The following is a 20,078-nucleotide window of genomic DNA, read 5'->3' as shown; positions in this document are numbered from 1 at the left end:
TGCCTTCCCTTGATGTTGGCTGCTAGTCGCAGGCGAAATAGGTCACGTAGCGGCCGATCTCGGCGATACCGACCCGGTTGATCCTGTCCTCGAGCAGATTGCGGTTGTGGCCGCGCGAACCCCGCCAGCCGTCGACCAGCTGCAGCGGCGAGACGTAGTTCCAGCCGACGTTTTCGACGCAGACGCGGCTGCCGGCCTGTTCCCGACGATCCTTGAAATGGCGGTGATTGATCTTTTGCCGCTGGAACATGTCGATACAGTGGCTTCTCGCCAGGCGGGCCAGGCCGGGGTCGGGCCGCAGCGGGTTCAGACCGTGCTCGAGGCGATAGCGGTTGATCCGCTGAAGCAGGGCCTGGCTGTAGTCGCTGTTCTCGGCCGGGACCGGGACGGGCTTCGCCGCGCAGGCGCTCAGCGCCAGCAGGATGAGCAGGATGGTGGCCGATTTCATTCCCGAACCTTTAGGAACGTTTAAGCGTTTAAGCGATCAAGCGTTCAAGCGTTTAATCGTTTGATCGTTTGATCGTTTGAACGCTTGATCGCTTGAACGTTTTCAGCGTCATTTCTTCATCTCGTTGCCGAACTGCTCCAGGCGTTTGATCCCCTCCTGCAGCTGCGGTTCGTTGATGAACTCCAGCACCTTCTGCGAGTAATCGTCCAGTTGCCACAAGGTGTAGGAGTTGACCCCCCGCACCCGGGCGTTGGCCGCCAGCGGCGCCGTGCCCCCGACTCCGGCCTTGACCCGCAGCACCGGCCCGTCACCCTGGGCGGTGCCGGGGTCGATGACGAACAGAGCGGTCTCCGTCAGCTGCCGCCGCACCTCCTTGCCGAGGAAGACCTGCATCTCGACGCCGTCGCCGGCAATCTCCAGCCCCAGCACCCGCCCGACCTGTATCCCGGTCATCCATACCCCGGTTCCCGGAACCACCCCGCCGGCGTCGGCAAAGACAACGGTGACGCTGTTGCTGCGCTGGTAGAGCTGCCACCCGCCAAAGCCGGCGGCACCGAGGACGACCAGCGCCAGGAGGACGATCCAGATCTTTTTCATATCGATTCTCCAGTATTTTACTTCAAGGTACCCAAGGAGGAGGCCTGCCGTCAATAGCGGGATTGACGGCAGCGTCGATGTGTCCAGGCCTTGACAAGCCGGGAACGCTTCAATACCATGAATCTGTTCCTGGCACCGTGGAGCGGGCCGTCGATGCCGCCACGGTACCCTTGCCAACCATCCACGGAGAGGCAGTCATGTCGGTGAGAAATCTCAACCATATCTTCGCCCCGGGCTCGGTGGCCCTGATCGGCGCCAACGACAAACCGGGGACGGTGGGCGGGGTGCTGGCCGGCAACCTGTTCGGCGCCGGTTTCGCCGGAGAGATCTACCCGGTCAACCCCAAGTACGATACCGTGGCCGGCCTCGCCACCTATCCCGATATCGCCGCCCTGCCGCGGACTCCGGACCTGGCGGTCATCGCCACCCCGCCCGACACCGTCCCCGGTCTGGTCGACGATCTGGGGCGCCGGGGCTGCACCGCGGCAGTCGTCATCACCGCCGGCTTCGGCGAAGGCGGCTCGGCCGTCGGCCGGGCCCGCACGCAGGCGATGCTGGTCGCGGCCCGGCCCCACCTGCTGCGCATCGTCGGCCCCAACTGCCTGGGGGTCATGGTCCCGGGGGTCGGCCTCAACGCCAGTTTCGCCCATGTCCCGCCGCTGGCCGGCAACCTGGCCTTCGTCGCCCAGTCCGGGGCGGTGCTGGCGGCGGTGCTTGACTGGGCGACCTCGCGGCGGATCGGTTTTTCGCACTGCGTGTCGCTGGGCGACATGGTCGACGTCGATTTCGGCGACATGCTCGACTACCTGGCGGCCGACGTCTCCACCCGGGCGATCCTGCTCTATATCGAGGCGATCACCCACCCGCGCAAGTTCATGTCCGCCGCCCGGGCCGCGGCCCGCATCAAGCCGGTGATCGTCGTCAAGGCCGGCCGCTACGCCGAGGGGGCCCGGGCCGCCGCCTCCCATACCGGGGCCCTGGCCGGCTCCGACGCGGTCTACGACGCCGCTTTCGCCCGGGCCGGGATGCTGCGGGTCAAGGACATGCAGGCCCTGTTCGATGCGGTCCAGACCCTGGCCATGGTCCGCCAGGTCCCCGGCGACCGCCTGGCGATTTTGACCAACGGCGGCGGCCTGGGGGTGATGGCCACCGACACCCTGATCGAAAGGGGCGGCCGCCTGGCGGATCTGGCCCCGGCCACCATCGATCGCCTCGACGCGGTCCTGCCGCCGACCTGGTCGCACGGCAATCCGGTCGACATCATCGGCGACGCCCCCGGCAGCCGCTATGCCGCCGCCCTCGAGGCGCTGGTGAACGATAGCAACAACGATGCCGTTCTCGTCATCAACTGCCCGACGGCGGTGGCCTCGGCCGCCGCCGCCGCCAAGGCGGTGATCGCCACGCTGAAGGACAGGATGGCGCTCTACAACCGCAAGGCGGTCCTGACCTGCTGGATGGGGGACGGCTCGGCCCTCGAGGCCCGGCGGCTGCTGACCGAGAGCCGGTTGCCGACCTATGAGACCCCGACCCAGGCGGTGCGCGGCTTCATGCAGATGGTGCGGTACCGCGCCAGCCAGACGCTGCTGATGGAGACCCCGCCGACGATCCCCGAGGCCTTCACCCCGGACCTCGACGCCGCCCGGCAGATCGTCGCCGGGGCCCTGGCGGCGGACCGGAACTGGCTGACCGAGGTCGAGGCCAAGGCCGTGCTGGCCGCTTACGCCGTCCCCGTCGTCCCCAGTCATGTCTGCGCCTCGCCGGAGGAGGCCGCGGCGGCGGCAACGCGTATCGGCGGCGCCGTGGCCCTGAAGATCCTGTCGCCGGACATCGTCCACAAGTCCGAGGTCAGCGGGGTCAGCCTCAATCTCGAAACCCCGGAGGTCGTCCGCGCCAATGCCGCGGCGATGCTTCAACGCGTCCACGGCCTGCGGCCCGAGGCCCGTGTCGACGGCTTTACGGTGCAGCCGATGATCCATCGCCCCCATGCCCATGAGCTGATCGTCGGCATGGTCGACGACAGCCACTTCGGGCCGGTGCTCCTCTTCGGTCATGGCGGCGTCGCCGTCGAGGTCATCGGCGACAAGGCCCTGGCCCTGCCGCCGCTCAACATGCACCTGGCCCGCGAGATGATGAGCCGGACCCGGGTCCACGGCCTGCTCCAGGGCTACCGGGCGGTCCCGGCGGCCGATCTGGACGCCATCGCCCTGACCCTGGTGAAGGTGTCGCAGCTGGTCTGCGATCTGGCCGGGATCGCCGAGCTCGACATCAACCCCCTCATCGCCGACGAGCACGGGGTGCTGGCCCTCGACGCCCGCATCCGGGTGACCAGGGCCGAAGGTCCGGCCTACGAGCGCCTGGCGATTCTGCCCTATCCCCGGGAGCTGGAGGAGCGTCTGGTCCTGCCGGACGGAAGGGAACTCCTGATCCGGCCGGTCCGCCCCGAGGACGAGCCCGGTTTCCAGCAGATCTTCGCCAGCCTGTCGCCGGAGGAGATCCGACTGCGCTTTCTCCACATGATGAATGTCCTGCCCCACGACCTGGCGGCACGGTTGACGCAGATCGATTATGACCGCGAGATGGCCCTGGTGGTCGAGGGCCGGGATCAGGGCGGCGGCGCCGAGCTCTACGGCGGGGTGCGGATCAGCGCCGACCCGGACCGGGAACAGGCCGAGTTCGCCATCCTGCTGCGTCATGACAAGACCGGCCTGGGGCTGGGGCCGATGCTGCTGCGCCGGATCATCGACTATGCCCGCGGGCGGGGGATCGGGGAGATCTACGGCGAGGTGCTGGCCGACAACCAGGCCATGCTCAAGCTCTGCCGGGTCTTCGGTTTTTCGATCAAGGCCGAGCGGGAAGACCCTGGGGTCATGTATGTCTCGCTCGCGCTGTGATTGCACCGCCGCCGCTTATCGCAGATAGGTGAGACAGCCGTTCAGGGTCGTCAGCAGGGGGTAGTCGATTTCCGGAATCCTGCGGTCCAGAGCTTTCTGGAGCTGCTCCATGAGGTTGACAAAGTCCACCGAGTCGAAATCGATCTGATCGCGGAAGGGGACGTCCGGGTCGAGGCGGTCGGGGTCCGCCTCCGGGGCGATGTGGTGGATGGCCTGCAGGACAATCGCCTTGATCTCTGATGTGGTCATGCTGTATCTCCTTGGCAGTGCAGTCTGGTTTACGGCTGGTCGTTGCCCGCAAACATCGCCTTCAGCTTGTCCCGGCTGGCGACCAGCAGCTGCCGATCCTCGCCGAACACCTCAAGGGTGAGGGTGTCGTCGTAACCGATGGCCTGCAGCTTTTGCACCAGGCCGGCGAAATCGACCGTTCCCTTGCCCACCGCCAGGTGCTCGTCCCGCCGACCGTGATTGTCGCTGAAGTGCAGGTGAGCGATCCGGCTGCCGAACTGCTCCACCAGCTGCAGCAGCCGGCCCTCCCCCCGGTCGTCGATATGGGCGTGACCGGTGTCCAGAACCAGCTTGAGCGAGGGGAAAGAGGTGAAAATCTCCTCAAAATCGGCAGGCTGGACGCCCAGCATATAGCGGGGGAACATGTTTTCCAGGCAGAGGGTGAGCTGCATCTGCTGGGCGGCCTCAACCATTTCGGCCAGGAAATCGGTGGCGTACGCTTTGATCCTGGCGCCGACGAAGGCGCCGAGGCCGGCGGCCATGCTCGGGTGCAGGACGACCTTGGTCGCTCCCAGCTCGAACGCCACCTCCAGGGAGCGGCGCATCTCGGTCACCGACGCCCGGCGGATGCTCTCCGTCAGGTCGGCGGTGGAGACGAAGGTCGGCATGTGGCAGATCAGCCCGAGGCCGTTGGCCTTCAGGGCGTCGACGATCGCCGTCCTGTTGGCGGCGATGATGCTGTAGTGGGCCATGGGCGCGTCCATGGCCAGTTCCAGATAGTCGAACCCCATCCCGGCGATGGCATCGATCTCTGCAAGTACCGGCAGAACCGGAAAATTCATGGCGCCGTAGTGCATAAGTGTCCTCAAAAAATGATGTCGTTCCGGGTTGATTCGTCCTCACCTCGCCGCCGGTGCAGTCGGGTTTGTCTGGTGCCGGCCGCCGGATACTGGTATTGATGTGTCGGGTGAGTGCCTTCGCCCCAAACGGCGTCTGTTTTTCCCGGCGGGTCAGGTTGCAGGCGGCAGGGCGGGGCAGGATCGGAATGCATTGCCCAGGCATGACCCGCCGTCGACCGGCAACGAGAGGTGGCGGTCCCCGCCTGTCACATCCCGTTGATTCCTCAGCAATCTCAAAAAACTTCAAGACAATATGGATATGGATACGGAAAAAGCAAGAAGGATTTTCGCCGGCGATCGGTTCGCCGCCCTTGCCGGAGTCGAGATCGTCGAGGCCGGCAAGGGGTATTGCAAGGCCCGCCTGGTCATCGCCGACCGGCACCTCAATGCCGCCAATGTCGTCCAGGGCGGGGCGATCTTCACCCTCGCCGACCTGGCCTTCGCCGTCGCCTCCAACAGCCACGGCCAGCTGGCCCTGGCGATCAATGCCAGTATCTCGTTTTTGCGCGGCGAATCGACCGGGACCCTTTACGCCGTGGCGACGGAGGTCGGTGAACCGAAACGGATCGGCGCCTACGATGTCCTGGTCACCGCCGAAGGGGGAGAGGTCGTCGCCCACTTCACCGGCGTGGTATACCGCAAGAAAACCCGAATCGATACGGGGGACATGGCGCCTGCCGCGGGATGACCGTGGCGGCGACGCAGGCCTGTTCAAATCGCTCTCGAGGTGGTACAGTTATGGCCGGCGCATGGGACCCCCCGCTTCTCCGGGTGGGCGGAACGGCCTCTTTCTATCCTCCCTGCAGCGAGACAAGACATGGCATTCCATCCGCAGCTGACTCCGTCCGACACCCACAACGACACCCTGGCGGCCAACGTCCATCCGCATGACTGGGTCAACCCCCGGCCGGCCGGTCGTTACAACCTGGTAGTCATCGGCGCCGGCGCCGCCGGCCTGGTCTGCGCCGCCGGGGCGGCCGGGCTCGGGGCCCGGGTGGCGCTGATCGAGCGCCAGCTGATGGGCGGTGATTGCCTCAACGTCGGCTGCGTCCCCTCCAAGGCCCTCATCCGTGCCTCCCGCGCCTGCCATGCATCCCGTCACAGCGGCGAATTCGGCGTTGTCGGCGGTGAAGGCCTGCGCTGCGATTTCCCCCAGGTCATGGCCCGGATGCGCCGCCTGCGCGCCGAGCTCAGCCGCCACGATTCGGCCCGCCGCTTTCGCGACGAACTGGGGGTCGATGTCTTTATCGGCGAGGGTCGCTTCACCGGCCCGCAGACCATCGCTGTCGACGGCCGGGAACTGGCCTTCGACCGGGCCGCGATCTGTACCGGCGCTAGGGCCGCGGTGCCGTCGCTTCCCGGCCTGGCGGCGGCCGGGTATCTCACCAATGAAACCGTGTTTTCCCTCACCGAGCTGCCGCCGTGGCTGGCGGTCATCGGCGGCGGTCCTATCGGCTGCGAGCTGGCCCAGGCCTTCGCCCGTTTCGGCAGCCGGGTCAGCCTGATCGAGAGCGAGCCCCATCTACTCGGGCGGGAGGACGCCGATGCCGCCGCGATCATCGAGACGGTCTTTGGCCGGGAAGGCATCGAGCTGTACCCGGGGGCGAAGATTCTCGAGGTGGTGACGGAGGGGGAGGAGAAGGTCCTCCGCCTGCAGCGCGATGATGGGGGCGGTGAGATCCGGGTCGACGCCATCCTTGTCGGGGCCGGGCGGACGCCGAACCTTCACGGGCTGGATCTGGAACGGGGCGGCATCATCTACGACCGCTCCGGGATCCAGGTCAACGACCGGCTCCAGACCAGCAACCCCCGGGTCTACGCCGCCGGCGACATCTGCTCGCCGTACAAGTTCACCCACACCGCCGACGCCCAGGCCCGCATCCTGATCGCCAACGCCCTGTTCATGGGGCGGCAGAAGGCCTCGGCGCTGGTGGTCCCCTGGTGCACCTACACCGACCCGGAGATCGCCCATGTCGGCCTCTACGAGCGGGATGCGGAGCGGCAGGGGATTCGGATCACCACCCTGACGGTGCCGCTGGCGACTGTCGATCGCGCCGTCATCGACGGTGACACCGAGGGCTTCGCCCGGGTCCACCTCCGTCGCGGCAGCGACCAGATCCTCGGCGCCACGATTGTCGGCCGTCATGCCGGGGAGATGATCAGCGAGCTGTCCCTGGCCATCACCGGCGGTCTCGGACTGGCGGCGATCGGCCGCACCATCCATCCCTACCCGACCCAGGCCGAGGCGATCAGGAAGCTGGCCGACGCCTGGAACCGCACCCGGCTGACCCCAACGGTGAAGCGATTGCTGGGCGGGTGGCTGCAGTGGAGAAGACGCTAAGTGACGATCCTGTCCTTCCATCCCGATACCGCCCGGCTGGCGGCCTTCGTCGGTCTTCTGGCCCTGCTGGCGCTGGGCGAGCGGCTGTGGCCGCGCCGGCCGCTGACCGTGGCCCGGGCCGTGCGCTGGCGGATCAACCTGACGGTCGTCGCCCTCGACTCCCTGCTCGTCCGTCTCGTCCTGCCGCTGGCCCCCTTCGCCCTGGCGGCAGTGCTGCAGGAGCGGGGCTGGGGTCTTTTCAACGTGCTGCCGCTTTCCGGCCTGGCGGAAATCATCGCCTCCATCCTGCTGCTCGATCTGACGATCTACACCCAGCACCGCCTGTTCCACCGTCGGCCGCTGCTGTGGCGCATTCACCGCATGCACCATACCGATCTCGACCTCGACGTCACCAGCGGCACCCGCTTCCATCCGCTGGAGATCGTGCTGTCGCTGGCGATCAAGCTGACGGTTATTCTTCTGCTCGGCCCCTCGCCGCTGGCGGTGGTCCTGTTCGAGATCGTCCTCAACGCCACCTCGATGTTCAGCCACGCCAACCTCCGCCTGCCGCCGGCAGTCGATCGGTGGCTGCGCCTGGTGCTGGTCACCCCGGACATGCACCGGGTGCACCACTCGGTCATCGTGCGGGAGACCAACAGCAACTACGGCTTCAACCTGCCGTGGTGGGACCGGCTGTTCGGCTCCTACCGGGCCCAGCCCCGCGACGGCCACCTCGGGATGACCATCGGCCTGCGGGAGTGGCGCAACCAGGCCGACCTCGGGCTGCGGGCGCTGCTGCAGATTCCCTTTCTCCGCAAGGTGCCGGGGCAATGACAGGGCAACCGCCACAGGTCCTCTTTCCGGGGCTGGCCGCCGCCTCGCCGCCGCTGCTCCTTTCTTTTGTCCTGCCTGGCCGGTTCAGTCCGAGGTCCGTCTTTTCCTTCAGGTGGCAGGGCCGGGGGACGGGCGGTGATCAATGAACAATGACTGTGATTGGGCCTGTGCACCAATCCGAAGGCAAGGAATGAATCTATGAGCTGGCGTATTGACCCGGGGGTGGAGGAAATCCTCGGCAAGGGGAGGGACGGGGCCGGCATCTCCGGCGAGGAGGCCCTGGTGCTGCTGCACCTTGATGCCGACAGCCGCGAGGGCTATGCCCTGCTGGAAAGCGCCAATCACCTGTCCCGCACCGCCTTCGGCGACAAGGGGGAACTGCATTTCCATATCGGCCTCAACGTCGAGCCCTGTCCGATGGACTGCAGTTTCTGCTCGCTGACCCGGCAGGCCGGGATCTTCACCGACAAGGTCGAGTTTTCGCTGGCGGCGATCCTGGCCTGGGCCCGGCAGGGGGAGGCGGAAGGGGCTGACGCCCTCAACCTGATGACCACCGGCACCTTTCCCTTTGCCCGGCTGCTCGAGATAGGCCGCCGACTCAAGCAGGAGGTGACGGTGCCGCTCGTCGCCAACGCCCGCGACATCAATCACGCCGAGGGGGAGCAGCTGCTCGATGCCGGCTTTGTCGGCTTTTATCACGCCGTCCGCCTCGGCGAGGGGCGGGATACACCCTTCAATCCGCAACGGCGGATCGAGACCATCCGGGTGCTGCACGACGTCGGCCTGCAGTGGATGAACTGCGTCGAACCGGTGGGACCGGAACATTCGCCGGCCGAAATCGTCGACCTGATGCTGCTGGCCCGGCGGGAGAAGGCGACGTACAGCGGCATCATGCGGCGGATCAATTTTCCCGGCTCGCCCAAGGAGCCGCTGGGGATGATCAGCGAGCGGCGGATGGCCCAGATGGTGGCGGTCAGTCGGCTGGTGATGGGGGACACGGTCCGGGCCCATTGCACCCACGAGCCGCACAGCCTGTCGCTGACCGCCGGGGCCAACCTGTTCTTTCCCGAGGTCGGCTCCAGCCCCCGTGACGGCAAGGCCGACACCGGCCAGGGCCGGGGCTGGTCGCTGCGCCGCTGTGCCGCGATGCTGTGGGAGATGGAGTGGCGACCGGAACTGCCGTCCAACTGTTTCCAGGCGGCTGCGCCCGCCGGCGCCGCCGCGCCTGCCGTGGCGGCGAGGTGAGGTTATGACCGTGCTGCGGTTGGTGATCGCGGTGCTGGCCGCCTGTATCGTGTTCGGCCAGAGTCAGGTCGCTCATGGCGGGCATTTCCGGGTCGGTACCTGGAAGACCGCCCAGACCATCCAGCCGTTCTTCTACCGGGACCATCTCGCCGCCGGCGATACGGTTGAGGTCTTCGCCTTCACCAACCCGGCCGATCAGAAGACCGCTCTGCTCGCCGGCAGCCTCGACATGACCGGCACGACCGTGGCCCACGCGATCCAGTCGGCGGTCATGGGTCAGCCGGTGGTGGTGGTCGCCGCCCTGTGCCACAAGGCCTCGGCCCTGGTGGTCCGCAGCGACGGTCCGGTGCGGATCATCGCCGATCTTCGGGGAAAGAGGATCGGCTATGTCCCCGGGACGATGCACGAGATCCTGCTGCGCGAGACCCTGGAGGCGGCCGGCCTGTCGCCGACCCAGGACGTCACGCTGGTGCGGATCGATTTTTTCGATATGGCGACGGCCCTGGCCCAGGGGGCGATCGACGCCTTCCTCTCCGGTGAGCCGTTTCCCTCGGTGGCGGTGGCCCAGGGCTACGGCCGGATCCTTTCCTATCCCTATTACGATGGGGCGGTGGGGACGATCAATGCCGCCCTGCTTGTCACCCGGGCGATGATCGAGCGGCAGCCCGCGGCGGTGCAGCGGCTGGTGAACGCCCATGCCGGGGCCACCGAGGCGCTGCGTCAGGATCGGGATCGCTGGCTGGCCAGGGCCGAGTCCTTCGGTACGCCGCGCGCCGTGCTCGATCAAGCGGCAGGTAATATCGAGCTGGCCTGGGCGATCGATGCCGAATTCATCGGTCGGGCCAGGGCCCTGGGCAAGCGGATGCAGGCGTTGGGAATCATCGATCGCCAGCCCGACTATGACAAGCTCTTCGACCTGCGCTTTGTCGGCAGTGTCGACCTGCGGCCGCGATCGGAGCAGGTGCGGGGCGGAGGCGAAGGGCGGTGATGCGGCTGGGAGAAGCGGGGTGAACGGGGCCAGGGGAACGATGGCGGGCAAGGAGGTGCTGCAGTCGCTGCTGCTGCCGCTGGCGGCCCTGAGCCTGTGGTTCGGGCTGAGTGCCTCCGGCCTGGCGCCGGGCTATCTGCTGCCGTCGCCGGCGACGGTGTTCGATTCCGGCCTGAACTACATCTTTGGTAGCCCCGGTGACGGCCCCTATGCCGGGCGTTTCGCCGGCGATCTCGCCGCCTCGCTGGTCCGGGTGCTGCTCGGATTCGCCATCGCCGCCGGCCTCGGCATCCCGCTGGGCATCTGTTCCGGCCGCCTGGCCCTGGTCAATCGTCTGGTCGCCAGTTCCGTCGCCGGTCTGCGGGCGGTGCCCGGCATCTGCTGGCTGCCGCTGGCCCTGATCTGGTTCGGGATCGGCATCAAGACCACGGTGTTCCTCGTCGCCCTGGCCGCCTTTTTTCCGATCTATCAGAATGCCCTGACCGGGGCCCGGCTGGTGGCCCCGATCTACTACCAGGCCGGGGCCATGCTCGGCGTGTCGCGGCTGCGCGGGGTCTTCGCCATCCTCCTGCCGATGGCCATGCCCAATATCATCACCGGCCTGCGCCTGGGGATGGGCATCGCCTGGGCCTACCTGGTGCTGGGCGAGCTGACCGGGGTGCCGGACGGCCTGGGGGCGGTGATCATCGATGCGCGGATGCTCGGCCAGACCGATATCATCCTCGTCGGCATCATCCTCATCGCCGTCATCGGCCGGGTCTGCGATCGCCTGCTGGTGGCGGGGCTGCGCCTGTTGTTCAAGAGCGCGAGGCGGCAGCGATGATCCCGGCGACGCATGGCGAGCTGGAGACGGCCGGTCGCCCCGTCATCCTCGAAATCACCGGCCTGAGCCACCATTTCGTCCATGACGGCGCGGTCGTCCCGGTGCTGCGCGAGCTGACGCTGACGGTGCGGGAAGGCGAACTGGTGTGCCTGATCGGCCGCAGCGGCTGCGGCAAGTCGACCCTGCTGAAGATCGTCGCCGGGTTTCTCGCCCCCACCGCCGGCCGGTGCCGCCTCGACGGTCGACCGATACAGCGGCCGGGGCCGGATCGGGGCGTCGTCTTTCAGGAGGACGCCCTCTTCCCCTGGCTGACGGTGCGCGAGAATATCGGCTTCGGCCTGACCGGTCAGCACTGGCCGCGGCAACAGCGGCAGCGGGAGGTCGACCGCATTCTCGATCTGGTCGGCCTCCAGGATTGCGGCGACTACCTGCCCCAGGCCCTGTCCGGCGGGATGAAACAGCGGGTGGCCCTGGCCCGGGTGCTGATCCGCTTCCCCCGCCTGCTGCTGATGGACGAACCCTTCGGGGCGCTCGACGCCCAGGCCCGGGAGGAGATGCAGGAGCTGCTGCTGGATCTGGTGCGCCGGCGGCGGCAGACCATCCTCTTCGTCACCCATGACGTCCAGGAGGCGGTGGTCATCGCCGACCGGGTCGTGGTGCTGGAGCGGAACGGCGGGCGGATCCGGGAGGAGCTGACGATCGATCTGGCTCGCCCCCGCGACCGCGGCGACGGCCGCTTCCAGGCGTGCTGCTCGCGGTTGCGCCAATGGCTGCGGACATGACCGGGCCGACGGCCGATGGGCCGGCAGCGGTGGCGTCGCCGCTGCTGTCGATCATCATTCCCGCCCTCGACGAGGCCGGGATCCTGCCGTCGCTGTTGGCCGATCTGCGGCGGCAGCAGGGGCTGGCCTTTGAGATCGTCGTCGGTGACGGCGGCTCGACCGACGGCACCCGGGAGATCGTGGAGGCGGCGGGGGGACGCTTCGTCGCCGCCCGACGGGGGCGGGGGGCGCAGATGAACGCGGCCGCGACTGCGGCCCGCGGCGCATGGTTGCTCTTTCTCCACGCCGATTCGCGCCTGCCGGAGGCCGATCTGCTGGCCGGCGCCGTCGCCGCCCTGCAACGGGCGGTCGCGGCCACCCCTCGCGTCGCCGGCCATTTTTCGCTGCGTTTCCAGCGGACGACGGCGGGGCGGGGCCTGGCCTACCGCTACCTCGAGGCCAAGACCGCCCTCAATCGGGTCAACACCACCAACGGCGACCAGGGGATGTTGTTGTCCCGGGAGTTTTTCCGCGAGCTTGGCGGTTTCGACGAAAGTCTGCCCTACCTCGAAGACCAGCGTCTCGCCGAGGAGATCCGCCGCAGCGGGGTATGGACGACCCTGCCGGGAGAGATCGGGACCTCGGCCCGGCGGTTCGAGACGGAGGGTTTTCATCGCCGCTATCTGTTGATGGGGATCATGATGGCGATGTACAGTATCGGCATGGATTCTTTTTTTGCCCGTGCCCCCGGCGTCTACCGGGAGCAACGGGCGACCGGCCGCCTGCGGCTGTCGCCGTTCTTCGCGCTGCTGTGGTCGATGATCCGATGCGACTGGGGCTGGGCCGGGACGGTGCGGGTATTTTACCGTCTCGGGCGCTACGCCCGGCAGAACGCCTGGCAGCCGTTTTTTTTCGTCGATGTCTGTCTGCAGTCGGGCCGGAGGGCGCATCGGACCCCCCTGCTCGAGCTGCATGACCGTTTCGTTGCCCCTGTCCTTGCCTGCCGGCCGGTCGACGCCGTCGTCGGCCTGGGGTGCTTCGTCTGGTACATGGGGGTGCTGACCTTGTGGTTCCGCTTGACGGAATCACCAATCTTCTCTCTGTTAAGGAAAGACCGAAAATGACGACCGTAGATCAAGACGCACAATCCGTAGTCGCCCTGTTCGTCAGGGTGCCGATTCCCGGCCGGGTCAAGACCCGGCTTGCCGCCGCCATCGGCGAGCGCCAGGCCTGTACCCTGTACCAGGCGATGGTCACCGATGTTCTCGCCGCCGTCCGCGCCAGCGGTCTGCCGCTGTACCTGTTCCATGACGATCGGGGGGATGGCGCCCTGCCGGCGGCCTGGGTCGATGCCGCCGTCAAGGTCGTTCCCCAGAGCGGCGGCGATATCGGCGAGAGGATGGCGGCAGGCTTTGCCCACTGTTTTGCCGAGGGGATGAACCGGGTGATGCTCGTCGGCAGCGATATCCCCGCCCTTCACGGCGCCATGCTGACCGAGGCGGCCCGGGCCCAGACCGCCCATGATGTCGTCCTGGCTCCGGCCTCCGACGGCGGCTACTGCCTGATCGCTCTGCGGCGCGACCGGTTCCGCCCGGAGCTCTTCGAGGAGGTGCCGTGGAGCAGCGGCCGGGTGCTGGCGGCAACGCTGCAGCTCTGCGGCCGCTATGGACTGGATGTCCAATTGCTGCCGACCCTGAGCGATATCGATACGGTCGATGACCTCAGGAAATACGCCGACCATCCGGTGTCGCATGCGGCCACGACCAATCGGGCGCTGCGGGAGATCGTCAAGGAATGGAACAGGGGGTGAGACAAGGTCGTATCGCGACCCATCTTTACCGTCACGATTTAACCCGGTGCGACCTTCCCTGCCGGCGAGTTGCTCCCCCGCTTCATCTTCGTCACACTGTTTATTCTTCTTCCCGACCGCAGCCGGGAGCTGCAGCCGGTTCACCCGGTCCCGCATCGCTCCCGGCAGGGGCGTCGCCTTGGCAGCGCTTTTCCTTGTCTGTGAATAAAAGTAAAATCTATATGTTACCGGCTTACTGATCGGAATTAACTATTTGACAATGTGGAAAAACATGGGTCAAATGGGCGCATCCCGGGTCGGGACAGGCCCTGGATCGATATCGGCAACATCCGCGGGAAACGTTCGGCAAGGGGGTTAATGGTGAAGACGGATGAAAGTGTTGGGTGGTGCCCGGGGACGGCCGGCTTTCGACTCCCGGTGCTGGAGTTCGGCGTCCGGCTGGTCCTTGGCGGCATCTTCATCTACTCCGGAGTAATCAAACTCATGGGTCCGGCGGCTTTTGCCGAGATCATCGGCGGTTTTGGTCTGCTACCCGACGCGCTGGTGCTGCCGGCGGCGGTAATCCTGCCGCTTGCCGAACTGGCCGCCGGGGTCGGCCTTCTGTTCGCCATTCGTGGCAGCCTTTCGGCCATCACCGTCATGCTGGTGTTGTTCATCGCCGTTCTCGGCTACGGGATCCACCTGGGCCTGGATATCGACTGCGGCTGTTTCGGGCCCGAAGACCCGGAGCAGGCCTACAAGAGCCTCAGGACCGCCCTGGCCAGGGATGCGGTGATGATGGCGGCGGTGGCGTTTGTCTATTGGAGTCGCGATCGGGGCCGGTTGCGGGCCGGTCGTCTGGAACGATAACCGTTTATATCAAGGAGATGCACGTGGTACGGAAAACAGGGATGTTGCAGGGATTGCTGGTTGGTTTTCTTCTTCTTGGCGTGAGTGTTTCGGCCTTTGCCTTTGGCACGGGCAAATTCAAGGAAGAGGTTTCCAGGGAACAGGAGGCGGTGAAGCTGACCCGGGAGGTCCAGCAGGGCGGGTACGGCCTTGTCACCACCGACGAGTTGAAGGGGATGATCGATGCCGGCAAGGATGTGCTGATCATCGACACCATGCCCCTTGCCGATTCCTATAACAAGAATCACATCCCCGGGGCGAAGCAGTTTCTGTTCCCGATCCCGGACATGAAGGAATGGGACGCCAGGGAGACCGACGGCAAGAGCGTCGACGATTTCAAGGCCCTGCTCGGCCCCGATCTGAACAGGACGATCGTGGTCTATTGCGGTTTCGTCAAATGCACCCGCAGTCATAACGGCGCCGTCTGGGCGAAAAAACTCGGATACACCAACGTATTCCGTCATCCGGGCGGCATCTTTGCCTGGAAGGGTGCCGGCCATCCGGTCGATTCCGTGCGATGATGAGCAGACCGCCCCTGGCCTCGGCGCTGGAACGGATGCGGGAGGACTGCACCGATTGCGGCGCCTGTCTGACGAATTGCGCCTTTCTGTCGCAGCACGGCACACCGGGCACGATCGCGGCCCGTTTCGACTTCACCTCGCCGCAGGGGCGGCAGATCGCCTACCAATGCAGCCTGTGCGGGCTATGTGCGGCGGTGTGTCCGGAAAAACTTGATCCCGGCGCGCTGTTTCTCGATATCCGTCGTCGTCACGTCGAGGACGGGGACTTTGAGTCGAAACCGTATCGTTCCATCCTTCGCTACGAGTCCCTGGGCGGGTCTGCCCTCTTTACCCAATACGTCGTTCCGCCAGGGTGCGATACCGTGCTGTTTCCGGGCTGTACCCTCCCCGGCACCCGGCCGGCCGTCACCCTGGAGTTGTATCGTCAGCTCCGTCGGATCGTGCCGTCGCTCGGCATAGTCCTTGCCTGCTGTGGCAAACCTTCCCACGACCTGGGGCGGACCGCACATTTCCAGGCCGCTTTCGGAACGATCCGCGACCGGCTCGTCGAACATGGGGTCAGGACCGTCCTGACCGCCTGCCCGAATTGCACCACGATTTTCTCTCAGTACGGCCAAGGGCTGACCGTGCAGACGGTCTACCAACCCCTTCACCTGCACGGGCTGGCGAAGGGGGTCGCTGCCGGGGCGAGCCGGGCGGTGAGCATCCACGATCCCTGCCCGGGGCGGGATGATGTCCGGACCCAGGCGGCGGTCCGGGGGATCGTCACCGGTCTGGGCCATACCCTCGTCGAGCTGCGACATAGTCGGCGATTGACGATGTGTTGCGGCGAAGGTGGGACGGTCGGCTGTGCGGCCCCTGAACTTTCCGACCAGTGGGCCGACCGCCGTCGCCGCGAGGCGGATGCACGCGTGCTCGTCACCTGTTGCGCCGGTTGTGCCGGCAGGCTGAACCGCGTTACTCCGACCGTCCACGTCCTCGATCTGCTGTTTCGGCCGCTGGTCGCCTTTCACCGCAATCTCCCGGTTGCCCGGGCGCCGTTTACCTATGTCAACCGTCTGCTCTTGAAGCGGCGGATAAAGGGCGAACGTTTGAACAACGCTTGAACGTTTAATCGTTTAAACGTTCAAGCGTTCAAGCGTTCAAGCGTCCCGCTTCTTTGTCTTATGTATACCGGCAATTACAATAATTCTCCGTTCCGACATTAGAATTTCTGATAAACGGCCGATCCTGTCCTCGCGGTTTTTAACAAGCGAAAATCGTTGAGCATATTTCATCATGCTGGTTCACCGGCACATGGCCGGCCGGCGGCGCCGAAAATGAACATTGCATTGGCCGGTAGGGAAGAGTAGGGTCTTCTGAATCCTGTCCAAGGGTGGGATCTCTATTCTTCCAGGACAGGAACCTTGAGGGTGGCCTGCGATCTGCAGGGAATGTGCGACCGTTTCGAGAAGATGAGGATCGGAAATGTACAAGATAGTTTATGAAGAGAACGATGTGGTCATTCGTTTCGAGAAGGATCTGATCGACCAGGAAACCATGTCCAGATTTCTCGGACGCATCAGCCTTCAGTCGATGTTGAAGAAGGGGAATGCCTCCGGCGCGGCGGCGAGAATGAGGATGAAAAACCGGTTGAGCACTTTCCCGACCGGCTTCGATCTGATCCGCGATCCGGCCCTGAACAAGGGGACGGCCTTCACCGCTGAGGAGCGTGAGGCGCTGGGGCTGAGGGGGCTGCTGCCGCCGCGGATCCACTCCATCGACGAACAGGTGGAACGGGTCCTGTGGAATCTCCGCAAGAAACCGACCGACCTCGAACGCTATATCTTCCTCACCAGTCTGCAGGACAGGAACAAGACGCTGTTTTACCGGGTCCTGCTCGACAACATCGAGGACCTGATGCCCATCGTCTACACCCCCACGGTCGGCCTTGCCTGCCTGCAGTACGGCAATATCTTCCGCCGGCCGCGCGGTATCTACCTGACCCTCGAAGACCGGGGCCGGGTTGCTGAAATCCTCGGCAACTGGCACCGCAAGGATATCCGCATCATCGTCGTCACCGACGGCGAGCGTATCCTCGGGCTTGGTGATCTCGGGGCCGACGGCATGGGCATCCCGGTCGGCAAGCTCGCCCTCTACACCGCCTGCGGCGGTATCCAGCCGTCGTTGACCCTGCCGGTCACCATCGATGTCGGCACCAACAACGAGGTGCTGCTGAAGGATCCGCTGTATATCGGCTGCCGCCATCCGCGGGTCAGGGGCGAGGAGTACGATGACCTGATCGAGGAATTCGTCCTGGCCGTTCAGCAGATGTTCCCCGGGGCCATGATCCAGTTCGAAGACTTCGCCAACCGCAACGCCTTCCGCCTCCTCCAGCAATACCGCGATCAGGTGTGCTGCTTCAACGACGATATCCAGGGCACCGCTTCGGTTACCGTCGCCGGCCTCTTCTCGGCCCTGCGCATCACCGGCGGCGACCTCAAGGACCAGAAAGTCCTGTTCCTCGGAGCCGGCGAGGCCGGTATCGGCACCGGCGATCTGCTGGTCTCGGCGATGGTCGATGCCGGTCTGTCACAGGAGGATGCCCGCCGCCGCTGCTGGTTTGTCGATTCCAAAGGGCTGATCGTCAAGAGCCGCACCGATCTTACCGGCCACAAGCTCACCTATGCCCATGACCACGAATACTGTGCCGATTTCCTCGCGGCGGTCGAGTCCCTGCGGCCGACGGCGATCATCGGGGTTTCCGGGCAGGCGAAAAGGTTCGACCGGCAGGTCGTCGAGGCCATGGCCAGGATCAACGAGCGCCCGATCGTGTTTTCCCTCTCCAACCCGACCTCGAAAACCGAATGCACCGCCGAGGAGGCCTATACCTGGACGGAGGGCCGGGCCATCTTCGCCAGCGGCAGCCCGTTCGATGACGTTGTGATCAACGGCAAAAAATTCAAACCGGGCCAGGGAAACAACGTCTACATCTTCCCCGGGGTGGGGATGGGGGTCATGGCCAGCTGGGCCACCAGCGTCACCGACGAGATGTTCCTGGTCGCCGCCCGGACCCTGGCCGCCGAGGTCTCGGAGACCGACCTCCGGGTCGGGCGGGTCTATCCGCCGCTGCCGCGGATCCGGGAGGTGTCCCAGGCAATCGCGATGGCGATCGCCGAACTCGCCTACAGCAAAGGCCTTGCCTCCCGGCAGCGTCCAGAGGACCTCGAAGACTATATCACCAGCCTGGTGTATGAACCAGAATATCAGCCCTATGTCTAGCTGAGATTCGATAAGTCACTCATTTTCAAACAATTTTCCGACCATGGGCCCTCCTTCAACGAGGGCCCATTCTTCTTTCCGGTCTTCGATCGGACTGCCGGCAAAGGTCTTTTTTCGACGTGTAGAAAAAAATACCATTGTAGTGGTATTTTCCTTTTTTTGCGGGTACAATTCAGCTGCATGGAAGATTAAGATTTTTGAGTTGATCGTGTATTTTCCCTTTTTCATTTGATTTTTCACCATAGGCTCTATCCGTAGGTACTGCCCGGAACACCGGGGCAGCGGATCAAACATACTGCATGGTTTTTTGATAGACCGGTAGGAACCTCCTGCGTACCGGCGTTTCCGGACGAGGAGGGTGGTAGAACCTGTTCAGGCTGAATTCTTTTTTTTCGTTGATTTCTGCCCGCAAGCGTGCGGGCGCGGGATGGGCATCCACGTCATCCTGGTATTGCCGGGATCTGACCGTCCCGACAAAGCCTGCGGGCGATAGAGTCGATCGGCGCGATCATGTTTACAATGATTGTTGTTGAAATATATATTAAGAAAAAATGATTGAATGGTCGGCGAGGAGCGCCGTGCCATGACCTTCCAGATCGATCGGAAAAGCACGGCCGCATCATGACATCCGGCAGAAGGCCCGTCGGGCATTGCTCACTGTACAGGAGGTTCAATGGAAGCTGCACATCGATCGGACACAGGCCGCAAGAGCGATAAACCGTATTACCTTGCTGCCGAAATTGATCCACCAAAAGGGACCAATCTCCAAGGTTTTGTCGAATCGGCGCTGAGCCTCAGGGGCCGGGTCGATTCGATCCGGGTGACGGACAGCGAACACGCGATCATGCGGATGTCGCCGCTCGCCCCCTGTCTGGCCTTGAAGGAGAAAGGCATCGAGCCGGTCATGGTGGTCAATGGGCGGGACCGCAACCGGATCTCCTTCCAGGGCGATCTGCTCGGGGCCTCGGCGCTCGGCATCACCGACATCGTGATCCGGGAGGGGCACGATCCGGCGGAGGGCGACCAGCCGGTCGCCAGAACCAGCGGCGACCTCGATCTGCGGACGATGCTCAAGTGCGCCTCGTCGTTGAACGCCGGCCATGATCTCGGCGGCGAGAAGCTCGACGGGGCGGCTTCGCTCCGCATCGGGGTCTCGCTCGAGCTTTCCGACGATGCCAGCCGCAATCGCGACCAGATCGACCTTATCCGTCGAATGCAGGAGTTCGGGGTGTCGTCGGTCTGTCTCGGGCCGACCTACGACATCAATATCATCGAACAGTTTCTGCCGGTTGCCGAGGAGACGGGGATCAATCTCTACCTCTCGGTGATGCTGCTCAAGTCGGTGACGATGATCCGCTACCTCAATAACCTCAAGGGGGTGCCGTCGATCCCCCAGGAGTATCTGAAGAAAATGATGGATGCCCCGGTGAAGCAGGATGCCGGGTTGACCATCGGCGCCGATTTCATCAGGGAAATCGCGCCGATCGCCAATGGCATCGTCATCCTCGCCATTGGCTGGAAAGATCGGTTGCCTGACTTTCTCGACCTCCTCGGCCGCTGAAGG

At 65.0% G+C, this 20,078-nt stretch carries 20 protein-coding genes; 15 read left to right on the top strand and 5 right to left on the bottom strand.

What is annotated here, in order from left to right:
• Positions 1 to 22 precede the first annotated feature (22 nt).
• Together HNQ81_RS08615 and HNQ81_RS08610 are read right to left on the bottom strand one after the other, a co-directional pair.
• Positions 23 to 448: a CAP domain-containing protein gene (locus tag HNQ81_RS08615; RefSeq protein ID WP_183350373.1), complete on the bottom strand. Its 426-nt coding sequence runs from the start codon at positions 446 to 448 to the stop codon at positions 23 to 25.
• Between the two features lie 108 nt (positions 449 to 556).
• Complete coding sequence (locus HNQ81_RS08610) at positions 557 to 1,045, bottom strand: MlaD family protein (RefSeq protein ID WP_183350371.1); 489 nt, start codon at positions 1,043 to 1,045, stop codon at positions 557 to 559.
• A 197-nt stretch (positions 1,046 to 1,242) separates the two neighbouring features.
• Here HNQ81_RS08610 and HNQ81_RS08605 point away from each other — a divergent pair, with 197 nt between their 5' ends.
• Entirely contained in the window at positions 1,243 to 3,936 is a 2,694-nt protein-coding gene (locus HNQ81_RS08605) for a bifunctional acetate--CoA ligase family protein/GNAT family N-acetyltransferase (protein WP_183350369.1), read from the top strand.
• A gap of 15 nt (positions 3,937 to 3,951) precedes the next feature.
• Here the strand turns inward: HNQ81_RS08605 and HNQ81_RS08600 are convergent, their stop codons facing one another.
• A complete protein-coding gene (locus HNQ81_RS08600) occupies positions 3,952 to 4,185 on the bottom strand; it encodes an acyl carrier protein (protein ID WP_183350367.1) in 234 nt (77 codons plus the stop codon).
• A 29-nt stretch (positions 4,186 to 4,214) separates the two neighbouring features.
• Entirely contained in the window at positions 4,215 to 5,021 is an 807-nt protein-coding gene (locus HNQ81_RS08595) for a sugar phosphate isomerase/epimerase family protein (RefSeq protein WP_183350365.1), read from the bottom strand.
• A gap of 301 nt (positions 5,022 to 5,322) precedes the next feature.
• Here HNQ81_RS08595 and HNQ81_RS08590 point away from each other — a divergent pair, with 301 nt between their 5' ends.
• The 13 genes from HNQ81_RS08590 (at position 5,323) to HNQ81_RS08530 (ending at position 18,514) form a co-directional block, all read left to right on the top strand.
• Positions 5,323 to 5,751, top strand: coding sequence for a PaaI family thioesterase (locus HNQ81_RS08590; protein WP_183350363.1), 429 nt, complete (start codon positions 5,323 to 5,325; stop codon positions 5,749 to 5,751).
• 129 nt (positions 5,752 to 5,880) lie between these two features.
• On the top strand, positions 5,881 to 7,404 hold the full coding sequence (locus HNQ81_RS08585) for a mercuric reductase (RefSeq protein WP_183350361.1): 1,524 nt from the start codon (positions 5,881 to 5,883) through the stop codon (positions 7,402 to 7,404).
• Entirely contained in the window at positions 7,405 to 8,217 is an 813-nt protein-coding gene (locus tag HNQ81_RS08580; protein WP_183350359.1) for a sterol desaturase family protein, read from the top strand. It begins immediately after the preceding gene.
• Between the two features lie 198 nt (positions 8,218 to 8,415).
• Positions 8,416 to 9,462 carry a biotin synthase BioB gene (locus HNQ81_RS08575; RefSeq protein WP_183350357.1) on the top strand — a complete coding sequence of 349 codons (1,047 nt, stop codon included), beginning with the start codon at positions 8,416 to 8,418 and terminating at the stop codon, positions 9,460 to 9,462.
• 4 nt (positions 9,463 to 9,466) lie between these two features.
• Positions 9,467 to 10,450 (top strand): ABC transporter substrate-binding protein, encoded by a 984-nt coding sequence (locus HNQ81_RS08570; RefSeq protein ID WP_183350355.1) that lies wholly within the window; start codon positions 9,467 to 9,469, stop codon positions 10,448 to 10,450.
• A 19-nt stretch (positions 10,451 to 10,469) separates the two neighbouring features.
• Positions 10,470 to 11,273, top strand: coding sequence for an ABC transporter permease (locus HNQ81_RS08565; RefSeq protein WP_337833436.1), 804 nt, complete (start codon positions 10,470 to 10,472; stop codon positions 11,271 to 11,273).
• Complete coding sequence (locus tag HNQ81_RS08560) at positions 11,270 to 12,055, top strand: ABC transporter ATP-binding protein (protein WP_183350353.1); 786 nt, start codon at positions 11,270 to 11,272, stop codon at positions 12,053 to 12,055. Before HNQ81_RS08565 ends, HNQ81_RS08560 begins: the two co-directional genes overlap by 4 nt.
• The gene (locus HNQ81_RS08555; protein ID WP_183350351.1) at positions 12,040 to 13,158 is read left to right on the top strand and encodes a TIGR04283 family arsenosugar biosynthesis glycosyltransferase; all 1,119 of its coding nucleotides are present in this window, start codon (positions 12,040 to 12,042) and stop codon (positions 13,156 to 13,158) included. Before HNQ81_RS08560 ends, HNQ81_RS08555 begins: the two co-directional genes overlap by 16 nt.
• A complete protein-coding gene (locus HNQ81_RS08550) occupies positions 13,155 to 13,844 on the top strand; it encodes a TIGR04282 family arsenosugar biosynthesis glycosyltransferase (RefSeq protein ID WP_183350349.1) in 690 nt (229 codons plus the stop codon). The genes HNQ81_RS08555 and HNQ81_RS08550 overlap by 4 nt, the downstream gene beginning before the upstream one ends.
• A gap of 357 nt (positions 13,845 to 14,201) precedes the next feature.
• Positions 14,202 to 14,693: a MauE/DoxX family redox-associated membrane protein gene (locus HNQ81_RS08545; RefSeq protein ID WP_183350347.1), complete on the top strand. Its 492-nt coding sequence runs from the start codon at positions 14,202 to 14,204 to the stop codon at positions 14,691 to 14,693.
• Between the two features lie 17 nt (positions 14,694 to 14,710).
• Positions 14,711 to 15,253, top strand: a complete 543-nt coding sequence (locus HNQ81_RS08540) for a rhodanese-like domain-containing protein (RefSeq protein WP_183350345.1) — start codon at positions 14,711 to 14,713, stop codon at positions 15,251 to 15,253.
• Positions 15,250 to 16,359: a heterodisulfide reductase-related iron-sulfur binding cluster gene (locus HNQ81_RS08535; RefSeq protein WP_183350343.1), complete on the top strand. Its 1,110-nt coding sequence runs from the start codon at positions 15,250 to 15,252 to the stop codon at positions 16,357 to 16,359. The genes HNQ81_RS08540 and HNQ81_RS08535 overlap by 4 nt, the downstream gene beginning before the upstream one ends.
• 361 nt (positions 16,360 to 16,720) lie before the next feature.
• On the top strand, positions 16,721 to 18,514 hold the full coding sequence (locus HNQ81_RS08530) for an NAD-dependent malic enzyme (protein WP_183350341.1): 1,794 nt from the start codon (positions 16,721 to 16,723) through the stop codon (positions 18,512 to 18,514).
• Positions 18,515 to 18,529: 15 nt separating this feature from the next.
• Here HNQ81_RS08530 and HNQ81_RS08525 read toward each other — a convergent pair whose 3' ends face one another.
• Positions 18,530 to 18,757, bottom strand: a complete 228-nt coding sequence (locus HNQ81_RS08525) for a hypothetical protein (protein ID WP_183350339.1) — start codon at positions 18,755 to 18,757, stop codon at positions 18,530 to 18,532.
• A gap of 430 nt (positions 18,758 to 19,187) precedes the next feature.
• Between HNQ81_RS08525 and HNQ81_RS08520 the strand changes: the two genes are divergently transcribed.
• Positions 19,188 to 20,075, top strand: a complete 888-nt coding sequence (locus HNQ81_RS08520) for a methylenetetrahydrofolate reductase (RefSeq protein WP_183350337.1) — start codon at positions 19,188 to 19,190, stop codon at positions 20,073 to 20,075.
• Positions 20,076 to 20,078 lie beyond the last annotated feature (3 nt).

Origin of the sequence: Desulfoprunum benzoelyticum (assembly GCF_014201505.1) — a bacterium.
In the GTDB taxonomy this organism is placed as follows: Bacteria; Desulfobacterota; Desulfobulbia; order Desulfobulbales; family Desulfocapsaceae; genus Desulfoprunum; species Desulfoprunum benzoelyticum.
The sequence above is the reverse complement of the archived record's forward strand: the minus strand, read 5'-3'. Positions and strand labels throughout refer to the sequence as shown.

Coding starts and splice junctions, on each gene's coding strand:
- HNQ81_RS08540 (WP_183350345.1), top strand. CDS start 14,711: ATGCACGTGGTACGGAAAACAGGGATGTTGCAGGGATTGCTGGTTGGT.
- HNQ81_RS08535 (WP_183350343.1), top strand. CDS start 15,250: ATGATGAGCAGACCGCCCCTGGCCTCGGCGCTGGAACGGATGCGGGAG.
- HNQ81_RS08520 (WP_183350337.1), top strand. CDS start 19,188: ATGGAAGCTGCACATCGATCGGACACAGGCCGCAAGAGCGATAAACCG.
- HNQ81_RS08525 (WP_183350339.1), bottom strand. CDS start 18,757: ATGGTGAAAAATCAAATGAAAAAGGGAAAATACACGATCAACTCAAAA.
- HNQ81_RS08585 (WP_183350361.1), top strand. CDS start 5,881: ATGGCATTCCATCCGCAGCTGACTCCGTCCGACACCCACAACGACACC.
- HNQ81_RS08545 (WP_183350347.1), top strand. CDS start 14,202: ATGGTGAAGACGGATGAAAGTGTTGGGTGGTGCCCGGGGACGGCCGGC.
- HNQ81_RS08555 (WP_183350351.1), top strand. CDS start 12,040: ATGGCTGCGGACATGACCGGGCCGACGGCCGATGGGCCGGCAGCGGTG.
- HNQ81_RS08600 (WP_183350367.1), bottom strand. CDS start 4,185: ATGACCACATCAGAGATCAAGGCGATTGTCCTGCAGGCCATCCACCAC.
- HNQ81_RS08610 (WP_183350371.1), bottom strand. CDS start 1,045: ATGAAAAAGATCTGGATCGTCCTCCTGGCGCTGGTCGTCCTCGGTGCC.
- HNQ81_RS08615 (WP_183350373.1), bottom strand. CDS start 448: ATGAAATCGGCCACCATCCTGCTCATCCTGCTGGCGCTGAGCGCCTGC.
- HNQ81_RS08530 (WP_183350341.1), top strand. CDS start 16,721: ATGTACAAGATAGTTTATGAAGAGAACGATGTGGTCATTCGTTTCGAG.
- HNQ81_RS08560 (WP_183350353.1), top strand. CDS start 11,270: ATGATCCCGGCGACGCATGGCGAGCTGGAGACGGCCGGTCGCCCCGTC.
- HNQ81_RS08595 (WP_183350365.1), bottom strand. CDS start 5,021: ATGCACTACGGCGCCATGAATTTTCCGGTTCTGCCGGTACTTGCAGAG.
- HNQ81_RS08590 (WP_183350363.1), top strand. CDS start 5,323: ATGGATACGGAAAAAGCAAGAAGGATTTTCGCCGGCGATCGGTTCGCC.
- HNQ81_RS08575 (WP_183350357.1), top strand. CDS start 8,416: ATGAGCTGGCGTATTGACCCGGGGGTGGAGGAAATCCTCGGCAAGGGG.
- HNQ81_RS08605 (WP_183350369.1), top strand. CDS start 1,243: ATGTCGGTGAGAAATCTCAACCATATCTTCGCCCCGGGCTCGGTGGCC.
- HNQ81_RS08550 (WP_183350349.1), top strand. CDS start 13,155: ATGACGACCGTAGATCAAGACGCACAATCCGTAGTCGCCCTGTTCGTC.
- HNQ81_RS08570 (WP_183350355.1), top strand. CDS start 9,467: ATGACCGTGCTGCGGTTGGTGATCGCGGTGCTGGCCGCCTGTATCGTG.